16 protein-coding genes are annotated in these 17,216 nt (G+C 71.1%); 7 read left to right on the top strand and 9 right to left on the bottom strand.

The window, feature by feature from the left end:
• Positions 1-14 precede the first annotated feature (14 nt).
• The 5 genes from ACWGDX_RS10540 to ACWGDX_RS10520 all read left to right on the top strand — a co-directional run bounded on the left by ACWGDX_RS10540 (position 15) and on the right by ACWGDX_RS10520 (position 4,860).
• Positions 15-539: a PadR family transcriptional regulator gene (locus ACWGDX_RS10540; RefSeq protein WP_453624183.1), complete on the top strand. Its 525-nt coding sequence runs from the start codon at positions 15-17 to the stop codon at positions 537-539.
• Entirely contained in the window at positions 536-1,222 is a 687-nt protein-coding gene (locus ACWGDX_RS10535; RefSeq protein WP_453624181.1) for an ABC transporter ATP-binding protein, read from the top strand. The genes ACWGDX_RS10540 and ACWGDX_RS10535 overlap by 4 nt, the downstream gene beginning before the upstream one ends.
• Positions 1,219-3,603, top strand: a complete 2,385-nt coding sequence (locus ACWGDX_RS10530; protein ID WP_453624179.1) for an FtsX-like permease family protein — start codon at positions 1,219-1,221, stop codon at positions 3,601-3,603. Before ACWGDX_RS10535 ends, ACWGDX_RS10530 begins: the two co-directional genes overlap by 4 nt.
• Before the next feature lie 127 nt (positions 3,604-3,730).
• Positions 3,731-4,285: a peroxiredoxin gene (locus tag ACWGDX_RS10525; protein ID WP_453624177.1), complete on the top strand. Its 555-nt coding sequence runs from the start codon at positions 3,731-3,733 to the stop codon at positions 4,283-4,285.
• 5 nt (positions 4,286-4,290) lie between these two features.
• On the top strand, positions 4,291-4,860 hold the full coding sequence (locus tag ACWGDX_RS10520) for an alkyl hydroperoxide reductase (RefSeq protein WP_453624200.1): 570 nt from the start codon (positions 4,291-4,293) through the stop codon (positions 4,858-4,860).
• A gap of 222 nt (positions 4,861-5,082) precedes the next feature.
• On the opposite strand, the gene ACWGDX_RS10515 is transcribed toward ACWGDX_RS10520, so the two are convergent.
• The 5 genes from ACWGDX_RS10515 to ACWGDX_RS10495 form a co-directional block, all read right to left on the bottom strand.
• Positions 5,083-5,946 (bottom strand): hypothetical protein, encoded by an 864-nt coding sequence (locus ACWGDX_RS10515; RefSeq protein WP_453624175.1) that lies wholly within the window; start codon positions 5,944-5,946, stop codon positions 5,083-5,085.
• Positions 5,943-7,307, bottom strand: a complete 1,365-nt coding sequence (locus tag ACWGDX_RS10510) for an AI-2E family transporter (protein WP_453624173.1) — start codon at positions 7,305-7,307, stop codon at positions 5,943-5,945. Before ACWGDX_RS10510 ends, ACWGDX_RS10515 begins: the two co-directional genes overlap by 4 nt.
• A 159-nt stretch (positions 7,308-7,466) precedes the next feature.
• On the bottom strand, positions 7,467-8,168 hold the full coding sequence (locus ACWGDX_RS10505) for an aggregation-promoting factor C-terminal-like domain-containing protein (RefSeq protein WP_453624171.1): 702 nt from the start codon (positions 8,166-8,168) through the stop codon (positions 7,467-7,469).
• A gap of 386 nt (positions 8,169-8,554) precedes the next feature.
• Positions 8,555-9,880, bottom strand: coding sequence for a PhoH family protein (locus ACWGDX_RS10500; protein ID WP_093598250.1), 1,326 nt, complete (start codon positions 9,878-9,880; stop codon positions 8,555-8,557).
• 464 nt (positions 9,881-10,344) lie between these two features.
• Complete coding sequence (locus ACWGDX_RS10495) at positions 10,345-11,106, bottom strand: isoprenyl transferase (RefSeq protein ID WP_363080009.1); 762 nt, start codon at positions 11,104-11,106, stop codon at positions 10,345-10,347.
• Between the two features lie 148 nt (positions 11,107-11,254).
• On the opposite strand from ACWGDX_RS10495, the gene mgrA reads away from it, so the two are divergent.
• Positions 11,255-12,292: an L-glyceraldehyde 3-phosphate reductase gene (mgrA, locus tag ACWGDX_RS10490; RefSeq protein WP_453624168.1), complete on the top strand. Its 1,038-nt coding sequence runs from the start codon at positions 11,255-11,257 to the stop codon at positions 12,290-12,292.
• A 472-nt stretch (positions 12,293-12,764) separates the two neighbouring features.
• On the opposite strand, the gene ACWGDX_RS10485 is transcribed toward mgrA, so the two are convergent.
• A complete protein-coding gene (locus ACWGDX_RS10485; protein WP_453624167.1) occupies positions 12,765-13,733 on the bottom strand; it encodes a prepilin peptidase in 969 nt (322 codons plus the stop codon).
• A 138-nt stretch (positions 13,734-13,871) separates the two neighbouring features.
• Here ACWGDX_RS10485 and ACWGDX_RS10480 point away from each other — a divergent pair, with 138 nt between their 5' ends.
• The gene (locus ACWGDX_RS10480) at positions 13,872-14,231 is read left to right on the top strand and encodes a DUF192 domain-containing protein (protein WP_453624165.1); all 360 of its coding nucleotides are present in this window, start codon (positions 13,872-13,874) and stop codon (positions 14,229-14,231) included.
• 18 nt (positions 14,232-14,249) lie between these two features.
• Here the strand turns inward: ACWGDX_RS10480 and ACWGDX_RS10475 are convergent, their stop codons facing one another.
• From ACWGDX_RS10475 to ACWGDX_RS10465, 3 genes are all read right to left on the bottom strand, one after another.
• A complete protein-coding gene (locus ACWGDX_RS10475) occupies positions 14,250-15,071 on the bottom strand; it encodes a hypothetical protein (RefSeq protein ID WP_453624163.1) in 822 nt (273 codons plus the stop codon).
• Between the two features lie 215 nt (positions 15,072-15,286).
• Complete coding sequence (locus ACWGDX_RS10470; RefSeq protein WP_453624161.1) at positions 15,287-16,498, bottom strand: aminoglycoside phosphotransferase family protein; 1,212 nt, start codon at positions 16,496-16,498, stop codon at positions 15,287-15,289.
• 111 nt (positions 16,499-16,609) lie between these two features.
• Positions 16,610-17,086, bottom strand: coding sequence for a hypothetical protein (locus tag ACWGDX_RS10465; protein ID WP_453624159.1), 477 nt, complete (start codon positions 17,084-17,086; stop codon positions 16,610-16,612).
• Positions 17,087-17,216 lie beyond the last annotated feature (130 nt).

Here is a 17,216-nt window from a genome sequence, read left to right as displayed (position 1 = left end):
CGTATAGTGCTCGTATGTCAATCGGGCACACCCTTCTCGGGCTCCTGGAGTCCGGGCCGCGTCATGGCTACGACCTCAAGCGCGCCTTCGACCAGCGGTTCGGTCATGACCGGCCCCTCCACTACGGTCAGGTCTACTCGACCATGTCCCGGCTGCTGAAGAACGGGCTCGTCGCCGTCGACGGCGTGGAGACCGGTGGCGGCCCCGAGCGCAAGCGGTACGCGATCACCGACGCCGGTGTCACCGATGTCGAGCGGTGGCTCGGGCAGCCGGAGAAGCCCGAGCCGTATCTTCAGTCGGTGCTCTACACGAAGATCGTCATCGCGTTGCTGACGGGCCGCGGCGCCGCCGAGCTGCTCGACACCCAGCGCGCCGAGCATCTGCGGATGATGCGTGACCTCACCGCGCGCAAACGCGAGGGCGATCTCGCCGACCAGCTCATCTGCGACCACGCCCTGTTCCATCTGGAGGCGGATCTGCGCTGGCTGGAGCTGACCGCCACCCGGCTGGACAAGCTCGCCGCGGCGGTCAGGCCGTGACGCCCGGCGGCTCCCTGCTCGCCGCCGAGGAGCTGCGCAAGTCGTACGGTCCGACCCCCGCGCTCGACGGCGTCTCGTTCTCGGTCCACCCCGGTGAGGTCGTCGCCGTCATGGGCCCCTCGGGCTCGGGAAAGTCGACCCTGCTGCACTGCCTCGCCGGGATCGTCCGGCCCGACGCGGGCAGCATCACCTATCGGGGCCGCGCCCTGACCGGTCTGCCGGACGCCGAGCTGAGCACCCTGCGCCGTACGGACTTCGGCTTCGTGTTCCAGTTCGGCCAACTCGTGCCCGAACTGACCTGCGTGGAGAATGTCGCGCTGCCGCTGCGGCTGGGCGGCGCCCGGCGCAAGGACGCCGAGCGCGCCGCCCTGGAGTGGCTGGAGCGGCTGGAGGTCGCGGAGCTGAGGGACCAGCGTCCCGGCGAGGTCTCCGGCGGACAGGGGCAGCGGGTGGCGGTCGCCCGTGCGCTGGTCACCTCCCCACGGGTGATCTTCGCCGACGAGCCGACCGGCGCGCTCGACTCCTACGGCGGGGAGCGGGTGATGGAGATGCTGACGGCAGCGGCCCGATCCACGGGCGCCGCCGTCGTACTCGTCACCCATGAGGCGCGGGTCGCCGCCTACTCGGACCGGGAGGTCGTCATACGCGACGGGAAGTCACGCGACGCGGAGTACACCGTATGACGGTCCGGGCGCCCGGTCCCGGGACGGTCCGGGCGCCTGGTCCCGGCTCCTGGATACGGGATCTCGGGCTCGGCATACGCTTCGCCGCGGCGGGCGGACGCGAGGGCTGGGCCCGTACGGCACTGACCGCGCTCGGCGTCGGGCTCGGCGTGGCCCTGCTCTTCTTCGCCGCCTCCGTACCGCGCGCGATCGACGCGCGCGAGGCCCGAACCCATGCGCGCGCCACGCTGGAGGAGATCTCCGGCACCCCGGTGGAACGCTCGGACACCACCCTCGTGTGGACCGAGGCCGGGACCGAGTACCGGGGTGAGAGCGTGGGCGGCCGGTTCCTGCGCCCGGACGGCGCGCACCCGCCCCTGCCGCCCGGTGTGACGAAGCCGCCCGGTCCCCACGAGATGCTGGTCTCGCCCGCCCTGCGGGAGCTGCTCGCCTCGCCCGGCGGCGCCCTCCTCAAGGAGCGGCTCGGCCACCGGATCACCGGCACCATCGGCGACCCCGGTCTGCTCGACCCCGAGGAGCTGTACTTCTACGCGGGCAGCGACACACTCACCGTGGACAGGGGCGGTCGGCGGACGGCCGGTTACGGCGACGACAGGGCGCCCGACCCGATGGAACCCCTCCTGGTGGTCCTGGTCGTACTGATCGCCGTCGTCCTGCTGGTGCCGGTGACCATCTTCATCGCCACCGCCGTGCGCTTCGGCGGCGAGCGCAGGGACCGCAGGCTCGCCGCGCTGCGGCTGGTGGGCGCCGACATCAGGACCACCCGGCGGATCGCCGCCGGAGAGGCCCTCTTCGGCGCGGTGCTGGGGGTGCTGACGGGGTTTCTGCTCTTTCTGGCCGCCCGGCCGTCGGCGGGCGGGGTGCGGCTGTGGAGTCTGAGCGCCTTCCCGGCCGATCTGGTCCCCGTACCGGCGCTCGGCGCCCTCGTCGCGGTGGGCGTACCGGCCGCGGCCGTCGCGGTGACGCTGGTCGCGCTGCGTTCGGTGACCATCGAGCCGCTGGGCGTCGTACGGAGCACCGTCCCCCGGCGCCGCCGGCTGTGGTGGCGGCTGCTGCCGCCGGTCGCCGGTGTGGTGGTCCTGGCCCGGGTCGGGACCGTCGACGAGAGTTCGGTGGCGGTCGATCCGTATCCGATCGCCGCCGGGGCGATCCTGGTGCTGGTCGGTCTGACCACCCTGCTGCCCTGGCTGGTGGAGGCGGTGGTGGGCGGGCTGCGCGGCGGCCCCGTGCCCTGGCAGCTCGCCGTGCGCCGGCTCCAGCTCGGCAGCGGCTCGGCGGCGCGCGCGGTCAGCGGCATCACCGTCGCGGTGGCGGGGGCCATCGCGCTCCAGATGGTGTCCACCGGGGTCCATCAGGCCTTCCTCCACCCCACCGGGGAGGACCCGGCGCGGGCCGACATCGCGGTCACCGCGTCGTACGGCAGCGGGGAGCTGGCCCAGCGGATGATCGACGGCTTCCGTGACACCCCGGGCGTGAAGGCGGTCGTCGGCACCGTCGAGAGCTTTGTGATCCGGCCGGGGCGCGTGGCCGCGGACGAGATCCGGCCCACCACCTCGCTGACCGTCGGAAGCTGCGCCACCCTGCGCGAACTCGCCGAACTGCCGTCCTGCCGGGACGGGGACGCCTTCGTCTCCCATCTGACGGGACGGAGGGAACAGAACGACTGGACCGACAGGACGGCCCGCCCCGGCGAGCGGGTGGATCTCAATCCCCGGTCCGTGGACGACGGTTCGGGATCCCTGCTGTGGACGCTGCCGGCGTCGGCCCGTACGGTGCCGGCGCGGAAGGACCCGGTGGGCCGGGAGACCGACGGCATCCTGGCGACACCCGGCTCCATCGGCACCGAGCTGCTGGCCATGGCCACGACCAGGGCCACGATCCGGACCGACGACCGGGTGCCGGACGCCGAGGAGTACATACGGAACACGGCGGCGCGTCTCGATCCGACGGCGCGGGTGCGGACGGTCAGGGCGGTGGAACGGGACGCCAAGTACGCCAGTGTGCGCAAGGGGCTGCTGATCGGCGGCACCGCCACGATGGGACTGATCGCGGCGAGCATGCTGGTCTCGCAGATCGAGCAGCTGCGCGAGCGCAGACGGCTGATGTCGGTGCTGGTCGCGTTCGGCACGCGCCGCTCGACCCTCGCCTGGTCGGTGCTGTGGCAGACCGCCGTGCCGGTGGTGCTCGGCACGGTGCTGGCGACCGCGGGCGGGCTGACGCTCGGTGCCGTCCTGCTGCGTATGGTCGCCAAGCCGTTCACCGACTGGTGGGTCTTCCTGCCCTTCGCGGGCGCGGGCGCCGCGGTGATCCTGCTGGTGACCCTGGCGAGTCTGCCGCCGTTGTGGCGGATGACACGGCCGGAGGGACTGCGGTCGGAGTGACCGGCCGTCCGGGATCGCACCGGTTCGGCCATTTCTGTGATCGATGTCCTCTGTGCCACCATCAGTGATCCGTACAACCCTCCGGAAGACCCCAAAACGGTATTTCCGTCCCCCACAAGGAGAGTGTGTGCTCACTGTTGGTGACAAGTTCCCCTCGTTCGAACTGACCGCCTGTGTCTCGCTGGAGAGCGGCAAGGAGTTCGAGGAGATCAATCACAAGACCTACGAGGGCAAGTGGAAGATCTACTTCGCCTGGCCCAAGGACTTCACCTTCGTGTGCCCGACGGAGATCGCGGCCTTCGGCCGGCTGAACGACGAGTTCGCCGACCGTGAGGCCCAAGTCCTCGGCTTCTCGGGCGACTCCGCGTATGTGCACCACGCCTGGCGCAAGGACCACACGGACCTGCGCGATCTGCCCTTCCCGATGATGGCCGACTCCAGGCACGAGTTGATGCGCGCGCTGGGCATCGAGGACGAGAACGGCTTCGCGCGGCGCGCCGTCCTCGTCGTCGACCCGTCCGACGAGATCCAGTTCACGATGGTGACCGCCGGTTCCGTGGGCCGTAACCCCAGGGAGGTTCTGCGGGTGCTCGACGCCCTCCAGACCGACGAGCTGTGTCCGTGCAACTGGAACAAGGGCGAGGACACCCTCGACCCCGTCGCGCTCCTGTCGGGCGAGTGATCCCTGTGGGACTCGACGAACTCAAGGCGGCCATACCGGAGTACGCCAAGGACCTGCGGCTGAACCTCGGTTCGGTCATCGGCAACAGCGAGCTGCCGCCGCAGCGGCTCTGGGGCACGGTGCTGGTCTGTGCGATCGCCTCGCGCTCACGGGCGGTGCTCCTGGCGCTGGAGCCGGAGGCCAGGGCCCGGCTGAGCCCCGAGGCGTACACCGCCGCCAAGTCGGCCGCGGCCGTGATGGCGATGAACAACGTCTTCTACCGGACCCGGCATCTCCTGTCGGACCCCGAGTACGGGAAGCTCCGCGCGGGGCTGCGGATGAATGTGCTCGGCAACCCGGGTGTGGAGAAGATCGACTTCGAACTGTGGTCGCTCGCCGTCTCCGCCGTCAACGGCTGCGGTCAGTGCCTGGACTCGCACGAGCGGGCGCTGCGCAAGGCGGGCGCGGACCGGGAGACGGTCCAGGAGGCGTTCAAGATCGCATCGGTGATCCAGGCGGTCGGTACGACGCTGGACGCGGAGGCCGTACTCGCCGAGGCCGAAGCCGCGGGCGCGGGCGAGGGCGCGGGCGGGTAGGACGCGTCAGCGGAGTGGGGCCGGGCGACCGGGTCGGGCGACCCGGTGGCCGGGAGTACGCGGAAGGGTCCCGAGGAGGGTGTCCTCGGGACCCTTCGAGCTGTACGGGCTGTACGGGCTGTACGTACGGGCCGGCGCTGTACCGGCCGTACGGCTCCGGCGCTGTACCGGCCGTACGGCTCCGGCGCTGTACCGGCCGTACGGCTCCGGCGCCCGCCGGTGCTATCGCTTGAGCGCGTCCATCAGGTCCCTCATGTCCTCGACCATGGCGGGCTGGACACCGGAGAAGTCGATCGCACCGGGCGCCTTGAGATCGCCGGTGGCGGGGTTCACGGCATAGTTGACGGCCTGGCTGACCGTGATCGTGAGCACCGCCTGGCCGTCGAGGACCTTCAGCTCCGGGGAATCACCCGAGGGGTCCGTCACCATATAGGCGCGCTCGCCCAGGTCCGGTATCCGCATGACCCGCCGCTCCAGCGCTCCGTCGGGAGCGAGCCGCGTCACCGTCGCGTCGAACTCGGGGCCCGGATCGGTCCGCTTGTGCAGCGAGTAGTCGATGTCGACGCCGACGTACGCGACCGGACGGGAGTCGTTCTTGACCTCGTTCCGCCGGCCCGCCATCAGTGTCAGACTGCAGAAGGCCCGGTCGATCGCGAGCTGTTCGTCCACCGCCGCCCTCGGGAACTGCCGTTTGCCGAGCAGGGCCGACATGGCCGGAAGTTCCGCGTCCTGGCAGAGATCACGGCTGACCTGGTAACCGCCCAGATCCGGCTCGGTCCCGCCGTACGCGTACAGTCCGGCGGCCCAGACGGCGGAGGCGACGAGCGCGCCGCCGAGCGCCCACGGCCAGGGCGTCCGCTGGGACGGCAGCCGGGAGAGACGGGGCAGCTGGAGCAGCCGGGACGGGCTCCGGCCGACGATCGTCTCGGACTCACCGACGGTGCCGGGGCCGGACGAGGCACCGGGACCGGAGGCCGGCGGCGGTGCGTCATCGCCCGTCCGGGGAGCCGGTACGGAGGGCGTGGCCCGGGACGGGCCGTCCGGCGGATCGTCCCCGGTGCCTTCCAGTTCCGGCTCGGAGATCATTCCCGGCCGTCCGTGCCCTCGGCGACCGCCGGTGTGCTCGGGGGCGCCGCGGCGGACGCCATGACCGGCTCGGGCTCCCGCGCCGCCGTGTCGGCCGGCGGCGCCGGGTGCCGCAGGTCCCGTTCCGCGCTGTAGGCGCGGAGATAACCGACAACGGTGTTGGTGACCGCCACCAGCGGCACCGCGACCACCGCCCCGGCGATACCCGCGACCAGGCCGCCCGCAGCGACGGCGAGGACCACCGCGAGCGGATGCACCCGCACCGCGCGGCCCAGGATGAACGGCTGGAGGACATGGCCCTCGATCTGCTGCACCCCGAGCACGATGAGCAGGACCATCAGGGCGGTGAACACATCCTGCGTCACCAGCGCCACGACCACGGCCAGCGCCCCCGAGATCACCGCCCCGACCAGCGGGATGAACGCCCCGAGGAAGATGATTACCGCCAGCGGGACGGCCAGCGGGACTTCGAGGAAGTAGAGCCCGAGCCCGATGAAGAGCGCGTCGATCAGCGCCACGATCACCGTGCCGCGCACATAGGCGGTCAGGGTGTGCCAGGCGCGCGGCCCGGCTCCCGCGACGCCCTCACGCGCCTGGGCCGGGACCAGCTTGAGCGACCACTGCCAGACCTTCTTGCCGTCGTACAGCAGGAAGAGCGTCGAGAACATCGCGAGGAAGATACCGGTCAGCAGCTCCACGATCACCGTCACGCCCTGGAGCCCGGCGGAGGTGATCTCCTCGGTATTGGAGCCGATGGCGTCGCTCAGGCTCTTCGCGATGTCGTTGATCTGGTCCTCGGTCACATGGAACGGGCTGTTGAGCAGCCAGCGCTTCAGCTCCTCGATACCGTCCGTGACCCGGTTGGAGAGATCGTCGATGTTCTCCACGACCTGCCACACGACGAACCAGCCGACCAGCCCCATGAGGACGAATCCGGCGATCGCCGTGAGGGCGGTGGCCACTCCGCGCGGCACCCCCAGCCGTTTGAGCCAGGCGACCGTGGGCTGGAGCAGCGCGGTGATGAGCAGGGCGGCGACGAAGGCCATGACGACGAGCTGTACGGCGCTGATGACGCGCATCAGCACCCAGACCGTCCCGGCGAGGACGAGCAGCCGCCAGGCGGCCTCGCCCGCGACCCGCATACCCCAGGGGATGGCGGAGACGGGGTCGGGCTTGGCGGAGACGGCGGGGGCGTACGAAGGGGGCGGCGGGACGGATTCGGGCGCGGGGGCGGGGGCGGGCACGGCGACCGGCACCGGGGGTTCGTCGGCCGCGGCCGCGGCCCTGCGCCGTTCCAGCTGCTCACCCATTCGCGTCAGTCCCGTACCCATCTGGCTGAGCCACGCCGGCACTCTCGACATGATGTTTCCTCTTCCCCCCGTCCTTCGCCCCATGTGCTTCCCCGAAGATGTTCGAATCGACCGTACACGGGTGAAGCCGTATACAAGGGTGAAGCCCCCTGCCGTAGGACGGCGGGGGGCTTCATGAGGTTGAGCGCCGGGCGGAACCGGTGTGCTCGGCTAGTACCAGTTGTTGGCCTGCCAGAACGACCAGGCGGCACAGGGGCTGCCGTAGCGGTCCGAGTTCATGTAGCTCAGGCCCCACTTGATCTGGGTGGCCGGGTTGGTCTGCCAGTCGGCGCCGGCCGAGGACATCTTCGAGCCGGGCAGCGCCTGCATCAGACCGTACGCGCCGGAGGACGGGTTCTGCGCCTGGTAGTTCCAGCCGGACTCGTGGTCCACGATGTTGCTGAAGCACTGGAACTGATCGGCGGGGATCATCTGCCGTGCGATCGCCTGGACCTGGGCCACGGTGTACGAGCTCTGCGCCGCGAACGAGGAGGCGGAACGCACCTCGTCACGGCTCGCGCGCTCGGCCGCCTCCTTGGCCTCCCGCTCGCGCTCGACCTCGTCGTCGGCGGCCTCCTTCTTCGCCTTGGCGTCCTTGGCGGCCTGGATACGGGCCGCTTCCTCCGCGGACTTCTTCGCGGACGCGTCGGCCGCCGCGGCCTGCACGTCGGCCTGCTGGGTCAACGACGCGGTCTGCACCTGCGCCTGCTGGCCCGCGGGAATGTCTGCGAGGAGCGTCGTGTCGGCTGCGGCCGCCTCGAAATTGTCGCCCGAAACCTGGGGGTCGCCCGAGGCGACACCCACGACAGCGCCGACGGTGGTGACCGCGGTGGCCGATGCCACGGCGAATCCCCGGACCGAGATCCGGCTCACACGGTGTCCTTCCAGCATCGCCCGTGTACGTGACCTCACGGACGCGATCGTGCCCCTGGCACTGGCCTCCGCACTACTGGGTCACGGGAGACACGGGCCCGGTGGGCAACCCCCTTGCGGGGACTGCCGCGTGGTGCACGGGCGGCATACGGCGGCAGTTGTGGAGTTGTGTGGTGCAGCACCACTGGGGGTGCGCGTGTGCCGCATGCGGGGCCTGACGGAAGCAAGACTCTGCCGGAAGGCAACGCCATGAGGCAATTCTTCGTTGCGTGGGAAAGCTCACACTCTGTTTTGGCCGGGGAGAAAAAGGAAAGAGCCGCACGGCACAACGCCGCCCGGCTAAGCTGTTGCGCTCTGCCGGGCGGCGTGAACTGTGGCGATACGGCCTAGATCTGACCGTCCTCCAACATTTCGGTCACCAGCGCCGCGATCTGCGAGCGCTCGGAGCGGGTCAGGGTGACATGCGCGAAAAGCGGATGACCCTTCAGCTTCTCGACGACCGCGACAATTCCGTCGTACCGGCCCACCCGCAGATTGTCGCGCTGCGCCACGTCGTGGGTCAGCACCACCCGGGAGTTCGCCCCGATCCTGGAGAGAACGGTCAGCAGGACATTCCGCTCCAGGGACTGGGCCTCGTCGACGATGACGAACGCGTCGTGCAGGGAGCGTCCCCGGATATGGGTGAGCGGCAGCACTTCGAGCATGCCGCGCCCCAGCACCTCCTCGATCACCTCGCGGCCCGCGACCGCCGAGAGCGTGTCGAAGACCGCCTGTGCCCACGGGCTCATCTTCTCGGCCTCGGTGCCGGGCAGATAGCCCAGCTCCTGCCCGCCCACCGCGTACAGCGGCCGGAAGACCATCACCTTCTGATGCTGCCGGCGCTCCAGGACCGCCTCCAGGCCCGCGCAGAGGGCCAGCGCCGACTTGCCGGTGCCGGCCCGGCCGCCCATCGACACGATGCCGATGTCGGGGTCGAGGAGGAGATCGAGGGCGATGCGCTGCTCGGCGCTGCGGCCGTGGATCCCGAAGGCCTCACGGTCGCCGCGGACGAGCCGGACATTGCCCTCGGCCGTGACCCGGCCGAGCGCCTTGCCGCGCTCGGACTGGAGCACCAGCCCGGTGTGCACGGGCAGCTCGCTCGCCTCGGGCACATAGAGCGACTCCTCGGTGAAGAGGAGGTCGACCTGGTCCGCGGCGAGCGTCAGCTCGCTCATCCCGGTCCAGCCGGAGGAGTCGGTGATGGCGAGCTCGGCGCGGTACTCCTCGGCGAGGAGGCCGACCGACGACGCCTTGATGCGCAGCGGCAGGTCCTTGGAGACGACCGTGACGTCGTACCCCTCGGCCTGGAGATTGCGCGCGACCGCGAGGATCCGTGAGTCGTTGTCCCCCAGACGGAAGCCGGCGGGCAGGATGCCGGGATCAGAGTGGTTGAGCTCGACACGCATCGTGCCGCCCAGGTCGCCCAGCGGAATGGGGGCGTCGAGACGGCCGTACCGGACCCGGAAGTCGTCGAGCAGGCGCAGAACCTGCCGGGCGAAATAGCCGAGTTCCGGATGGTGCCTCTTGGCCTCCAACTCCGTGATCACCACGATCGGCAGCACTACCTCGTGCTCGTCGAAGCGGGACATGGCGTTCGGATCGGCCAGCAGGACGCTGGTGTCGAGAACATAGGTGCGCCTGTCGGGCATGCGGCGCTTTGTGCTGGTCACCACGGAAGGACGTACCCCCTCGAATGAGGTCGGGGTGCGACGGCGTCGCGGGCGGGTGGGCCGGGCTCGGGCCCCATGCGCGGGCCGAGCTCCGGCCCTCCATGTCGCCCGTACGTCTGACCGCACGGTCGTCCTGGTGCAAAGGGCCTCCCGGGCGGACGGCCCCATGCCGTCCGCTGAGATGCGACATCCACGGACCTGGCTTTCGGACATCGACCTGGAGGAGGTATTCCCTCGAACACGCGCGGCCATGCCACGGCATATGACGGACGCCTGGTGAACCACAGGTGAAGCGGGTGCGTGACGGCCCGGCGAGGGGTCCGCGCGACCCTCGCGGGGCGCCTGCCACGGCCCTCGACGGCGCCCGGACGCCCCTGCGGGCCCCCCGGGAACGACGCGCCGCGAGGCCTCGCGAAAGGACCCGTACAGCCTAGTACGGGGCCCTTGCGCCGGGAAGGAGCGGAAGGTCAGGTTCCGTAGCGGCGGTGGCGCGCCGCGTAGTCACGCAGGGCGCGCAGGAAGTCGACCTTGCGGAAGGCGGGCCAGAAGACTTCGCAGAAGTAGTACTCCGAGTGGGCGCTCTGCCAGAGCATGAAACCGGACAGACGCTGCTCACCGCTGGTGCGGATGACCAGGTCGGGGTCCGGCTGGCCACGGGTGTAGAGATGGGACGAGATCAGGTCGGTGTCGACGATCTCGGCGAGCTCCTCGAAGGTGGTGCCCTTGTTCGCGTGGTCCGTCAACAGGGAGCGGACCGCGTCCGCGATCTCCTGCCTGCCGCCGTAACCCACGGCGACATTGACGAGTATTCCCTTGTTGCCGATGGTGGCCTGCTCGGCCTCCTTGAGGACCATCTGCGTACGGCCGGGAAGCAGGTCCAGCGTGCCGACGTGATGGACCCGCCAGCGGCCGTCGGCCGCCAGGGCGCGGACCGCGTTCTCGATGATGCCGAGAAGGGGGATCAGCTCGTCCTCGGGACGGTCGAGATTGTCCGTGGAGAGCAGCCAGAGTGTGACGACCTCCACATTGGTCTCGGAGCACCAGCCGAGGAGTTCCTGGATCTTGCTGGCTCCGGCCTTGTGTCCCTGCTCGGCCGTGCCGCCGGACGCCTTCGCCCAGCGGCGGTTGCCGTCGAGGATGACGCCGATGTGCTTGGGCACCTGGGCATGATCGAGGCGGCCTTCCACCCGGCGTGCGTAGAGCCCGTACACCAGGTCGCGCAAGTTCACTGAGTCCACCTCTCGATTCCATGGGGACCGGCGCGTCCGCCGGCGGGATCCTGGGGCCGGCCCTGGAACCCCGAAGCCGTCACATTACTGCGCGGCCCCCACAGGGACCCAACCCGGTCTGTCAGAAGTCCGTGATAAGGAATGAACCGTGACTGATTTTCCCCCTTACCTCGCAGCCGACGACCGGTACGACTCCATGGAGTACCGGCGCAGCGGACGCAGCGGCCTGAAACTGCCCGCGATCTCGCTCGGCCTCTGGCACAACTTCGGTGACGACCGGACCCTCGATTCGCAGCGCGCCATCCTGCGCCGCGCCTTCGATCTGGGCGTCACGCACTTCGATCTGGCGAACAACTACGGGCCCCCGGCGGGATCCGCCGAGCTGAATTTCGGCAAGATCTTCGCGCAGGACTTCTCGGCCTATCGTGACGAACTCATCATTTCCACCAAGGCCGGATATCTCATGCATCCCGGACCTTACGGTGAATGGGGTTCGCGCAAGTATCTCCTGTCGTCGCTCGACGCCTCCCTGGACCGGATGGGCCTCGATTACGTCGATATCTTCTACTCGCACCGATTCGACCCGGATACTCCGCTCGAGGAGACGATGGGCGCGCTGGCCTCCGCCGTGCGGCAGGGCAAGGCGCTGTACGTCGGTGTGTCGTCGTACACCGCGGAGCAGACCGCGGAGGCGGCCCGGCTGCTGAAGGAGATGGGTGTTCCCGCGCTCATCCACCAGCCGTCCTATTCGATGATCAACCGCTGGACCGAGGACGACGGTCTGCTGGACACGCTGGAGGCGGCCGGGATGGGCTGTATCTCCTTCGTGCCGCTGGCCCAGGGACTTCTGACGAACAAGTACCTGAAGGGGATTCCGGAGGGTTCGCGGGCCACGCAGGGCAAGTCCCTCGACCCGGATCTGCTGTCGGACGAGGTCACGCGCCGGTTGAACGGGCTGGACGAGATCGCGCGGCGAAGGGATCAGTCGCTGGCGCAGCTCGCGCTGAACTGGGTGCTGCGCGACCCCCGGATGACGTCGGCGCTGATCGGCGCTTCGAGCGTGAAGCAGCTGGAGGAGAATGTCGCGGCGCTGGCCGGGGCACCGCTCTCCGCCGATGAGCTCAAGGAGATCGACAGCTTCGCGGTGGACACCGAGGGCACGAACATCTGGGCCGGACGGGGCTGACGCTCCGCGGTCCATGACCGGGCGGGCCGACGGGAAGGTGGTCGGCCCGTCCGGTCGTTTGGAGTCTGATTCGACGTGCGTCGGGGGTCCGCCTTCACGTGCCGGGGCGGGCCGGACAAGAAAACGGGCCGGTCCGTGGGGGGGATACGGACCGGCCCGAGGGGGGGTTTCCACCATAACCCTTCGTAAGGGATGGTGCGCGCCACGACAGGCCGTGATGACGCTCCGAAGGCGCCGGAAGGCCCCGCGGGGCCCGGAATTCCGGAGCTCACAGGGGTTCGGGGCCGGGCGTGGCGAGTAGTAGCCACGCCGCGTCGTAACCCTCAGGAGCGATGAGCCGGGGTCGGCGGGCTTGACGCGGAGTGTGCGAACTGGGGCCCGGCTTCCGGTGGGGACCCGGTCGCCGCTGGAGGCCCCGGCTCCGATGAGGCCCGGTCGCCGCTCGATGTCCGGACTCCGCTCTCCGCGCGCGTCACGCGGCGGCGAGGCCGCCGAGGAGGATGCCGATCAGGGCTCCGGTGATCATGAAGGGTCCGAACGGGATCGACGACTTACGGCCCGCCCGGCGCAGCAGGATCAGCCCGAGCCCGTACAGCGCGCCCAGCAGAAACCCGGCGAACGCGCCGACGAAGAGGACCCGCCAGCCGTACCAGCCGAGGGCGACCCCGAGCGAGAGCGCGAGCTTCACATCGCCGAAGCCCATCCCGTTCGGGTTGATCAGGAAGAGCAAGAAGTAGCAGGCGCCGAGGGCCACTCCGCCGAGCAGGGCCGACGGCCAGGAGCCGCCGGCGGCGGGGAGCAGCGCCGCCGCACCGAGCAGCACCGCCGCCGCGGCGGCGAGGGGCAGCGTCAACTGGTCCGGCAGCCGGTGGACATGACGGTCCACCAGGGCGAGCAGTACGGCGAAGGGCGTGAACAGCAGCCAGACGGCGAGTTCGGGGCGTGGCCCGGTCGCCGCCGCGAGGGCCGCGCAGGAGAGGGCGGCGAGCAGAGGGATGAGGACGGAGGGAGCGTAGGCGGCGGGGGCGACAGCGACGACGGGAGGTCGCGGTTCGTCGGGCTCAGCGGCGGTGACCGCCTCCGTGGTCGCGGGCGGGGTCGTCGCGAGCGGAGCCGGGGCGAGCGGAGCCGGGGCCGGGGCCGCGTCCTTGTCGTCGGGCGCGGGCGCGGGCGCGTGGGCCGTGTCGGGCGCGGGGCGCTCCGCCTCCGTACCGGGCGTACCGGGCGTACGGGGCGTACGAGCGGGAACGCCCGCGTCGCAGCCCGCGCAGCGCGTACCGCCGAGCCATCCGCCGGCCGGACCGGTGATCGGGTGTCCGGCGGGACAACTGCCGCGCCACGCCTGCTCCGGCTCGACCGAGAGCCGGTACGCGGCTCGTGGCAGCAGCAGTCCGGTGGCTCCGCCCCAGAGAGCGGCGACGACGATCAGCGTGACGTACACAGCACCGACCCTAGAGCCGCCGGCCGGGCCCGGTCATGGGCCCAGGGGCCCACTCCCGGTGCCGCCGGACAGGGCCCAGGACCCAGAAGCGGCGGCCCCGGGACATGGTCCGGCCGCCGGGCGCTACGGTCTACGGCCATGGGCACTTGGCGGAACGGCACCGGACAGTTGACGATCGCGGGGCAGGACGGCCCGGTGGATCTGGAGATCGCCGCGTCGTACGGGACACGGCGGCGCGGTCTGCTCGGGCGCGACGGGATCGACGGCGCGCTGCTGATCACCCCGTGCAACAGCGTGCACACCTTCCGGATGCGCTTCGCGATCGATGTGGCTTATCTGGACAAGGAGTTGACGGTCGTCGACATCCATACGCTGCGGCCGGGACGGCTCGCCGTGCCGCGCTGGAAGGCCCGTCACGTACTGGAGGCGGAGGCCGGTGCGATGGCGCGCTGGGGCCTGCGGCCCGGCACCAGGGTGAGCGTGGCACCGGGGGCGTGAACGAGCCTCGGACCGGGGCTACTTGAGCTTGGTGGCCTGGGCCTGGAGCAGCGCGGCGGGCATCCGCGGGGTGCCGGCGTCCTCCAGGTTCGCCGTGTAGAAGGTGGCCACGGTGCCGCCGACCCGTACGACATGGAACACCAGCGGGACCGGTTCGCCCTCGAAGTCGCCCGTCACCTGGTAGGCGAGCGCGTCGTCGCCCACCTCGACCGGTGGCAGCAGCTTCACTCCGGTGTACTTCGACGGGCTGTCACCACCGGTCGCCGTGAAGCCGTCGGCGCAGGCGGTGACGGCGGTACGGAGCCTGCTGAGCACGGTGCCCGCGCCCTGCCCGCCGTGGGCGGTGAGAAACTCCGAGACGGCGGGACGGCCGTTCGGCGAGCCGACGAGCTGCCGGTACGCGACGGCCTTGCCCAGCGGCTCCGGTTTGCCGTTGATCACGGCGGTCAGGGGCAGGCACTCGGCCTTTCCCGCCGTCTCGCCCCGTGGCGGCGGAGCGGCCATCCGTTCGACCGTGAAGCCGGACACATCGCCGTCGGTGAGCACCGCCCGGTCCAGTTCGTCCTGGCCGAGCACCCTGCCGTCACTCGCGCCGATACCGGTCAGACCGGGCCGGGGCCTCGGTTCCTCGGACGGTTCGCCGGTCGGGGCGGCGGGGGCCGTGGCGGGGGCCGTGGCCGTCGCGTCGGCCTTCGCGTCGGCGCTCTTCCTCGACGTCTGCCCGTCGCTCCGCTCCCCGCCTCCGCAGGCGCCCGTGAGTCCCAGTGCCAGCGCGGCGGCCGTCGCGGCCAGGACGACGCGACGTGACATGACCGGCATATCCGCGGTGCGCGTCCTCATGACGGTTCCCCCATCTCGCTGGACCTGCGACTCAGCGGCCTGCCGCGCGCCGGCTGTTCCCGCACGCTAGCAACGGCTTTCTCCAGCACGCATGGGCCTACGGACCCAAGACGCGCCCGCGGGGCCCTACCCGCGCCCTCATGCCGATACGCCCGGTACGCCTCGTCCGTACACCTGTACGCCCGTACGCCTTGCTCACCGGTTCCCGCGCCCGTTCACTCCGGGCGTCGTACCGGTACGGGACCCAGCCGGGGCCAGCGGGCTCGTATCCGTGCGGCCATGTCCGTAGCGAGCCGTCCAACGGCGCCCAGCCTGGAGTCGGCGGCTTCGGCGGTGGTGGAGCCGGTGTCAGCGGCGGTGCCGGCGCTCTCTTCGGTCAGCCGGGCGACCACATCGAGACGGTGCAGCAGCCGCTGGCGGGCGGAGGCCGTGCCCCACTTCCAGTCCCGGCGCGGCAGCCTGGCGAGATGGTCGACCGCGCCCCGGTGGTCCCGTCGGACGAGGGCGTCGCCGCGGATCAGCCAGCCGGCGCACGCGTCGGCGAGGTCGCCCTCCGGCGAGGTGCCCGTCATGTCGCGCCAGACCGAACGGTAGGCGGCCTCCGCCGCGCCGACCAGGGGCGCGGGGGCGGCGGTGACGCACCAGCAGGTCGGGAAGCCGATCCGTACGTAGGCCAGTTCCATCAGTCCGCTGCCGAGGGACGCCTGCTCGAAGTCGACGAAGCGGATCCCGTCCGGGGTGTGGAGATCGTTGCCGGGGCAGGGATCGCCGTGCAGCAGGGCCGGGCGGAGCGGTGGCCGGCCCAGTCGTTCGACCAGGCCGCCGAGTTCGTGGCGGACGGCGGCGGGGACGGCGGCTCCGAGCACCTGGGCGAGCGTGAGGAACGAGTCGATGTCGGCGTCGCCGGGGCCCGACCAGGGCGGCAGCGCGGCCAGTTCGGCCACGGGCGCGGCGTCACTCGCGGGGGCGGCGTCGCTCGCTGGGGCCGCTTCGTTCGCGGATTCGGCTTCGTCCGCGGGTCCGGCGTCGCTCGCGGAGGCCACTTCGTCCACGGGTCCGGCAGCCGGGGCGGAAGCGTGCAGCCGGGCCAGGGCCTCGGCGTACGCGACCTCCCATCCCTCGGCGGGCGGCCGGTGTTCCAGCAGCTCCATGACCAGCAGCCGCGCGTCGTCGTCCGTACCGAGCAGCCGTGGTACGACGGGGTGCGCCGCCCTGCCCGCGAGCCGTAGCGCGGCCACCTCACGGGCGTATCTCCCGGCGGCCTCGGGTCCGCCGAGGAGCTGTTTGACGACGGCGGGCCCGCCACCGGACAGTTCGACCCGCCACACCCGTGAACGCGGACTGCTGTCGAGCACGCGCGCCCCGCGCGGAACACCCAGCGTGGCCCGCAGTTCCTCACCGAAGGGGACGCCTGTCCGCTTGTTCACTCGCTCCCCTGCCCGCTCGTCCGTCCGTCCGTCCGCGTCATCCAACGCCGTCGCGGCGGTGAGCGGCAACTCCCTTTCCCGCTCGGCGCACCCCTGCGGAACGGGGATGTCCTACGCGTGCGGGATCTCTGCGAGCGGTGTCACCTCGGCGCCGGGGAAGGCAGCGACGGCCGTTTCGACGGCGTCCACGGTGTACGTCGTCGGCTCGTCGTCCGAGGCCAGCAGACGGGCCCTGGTCACCGTGCCCGCCGGGTCCGTGAGCCAGTACGTCTCCGGGTCGACGCGGTCGTCGGGATGGAGGACCATGACCCCGGTCCCGCGCGCGAAGGCCACGGCCAGCTCGGGCTCGGTCACGGGCGCGCCATGGGCGGCCGTCGACGGCTGGACCTGGATGTCGAGGCTCATCGCCACGTCGCCGCGCACGGGTCGGTACGTACAGAGGACGAACGCCTCCCAGTCGCGTTCGCCGAAGTCGTCCCGGCCGGCGCAGACGTCCACCTGACCGCGCGGCACCCGCACCACGTCGGCCAGTGCCTGGGTCAGCTCGGCCGGCTCCAGCCGTCTGCTGAGCAGGAAATTGCAGATCACGGTACGTACCCCCGGTCAACGGCTCCGGCGTGCGCGGGAGCGTGCGGATGCTGTTCCTGGACGTACACAACCTCGTCGGAAGCGCGACGCTACGCGCCGCGCCCGACGCGGTCATGGGCCCCAGGACCCA

Source organism: Streptomyces sp. NPDC055025 (assembly GCF_053608565.1).
The sequence above is the reverse complement of the archived record's forward strand: the minus strand, read 5'-3'. Positions and strand labels throughout refer to the sequence as shown.

Bases quoted from the DNA above. Each gene is read 5' to 3' on its own strand.
- ACWGDX_RS10530 (WP_453624179.1), top strand. From the start codon at position 1,219: ATGACGGTCCGGGCGCCCGGTCCCGGGACGGTCCGGGCGCCTGGTCCC.
- ACWGDX_RS10480 (WP_453624165.1), top strand. From the start codon at position 13,872: ATGGGCACTTGGCGGAACGGCACCGGACAGTTGACGATCGCGGGGCAG.
- ACWGDX_RS10475 (WP_453624163.1), bottom strand. From the start codon at position 15,071: ATGAGGACGCGCACCGCGGATATGCCGGTCATGTCACGTCGCGTCGTC.
- ACWGDX_RS10540 (WP_453624183.1), top strand. From the start codon at position 15: ATGTCAATCGGGCACACCCTTCTCGGGCTCCTGGAGTCCGGGCCGCGT.
- ACWGDX_RS10515 (WP_453624175.1), bottom strand. From the start codon at position 5,946: ATGATCTCCGAGCCGGAACTGGAAGGCACCGGGGACGATCCGCCGGAC.
- ACWGDX_RS10510 (WP_453624173.1), bottom strand. From the start codon at position 7,307: ATGTCGAGAGTGCCGGCGTGGCTCAGCCAGATGGGTACGGGACTGACG.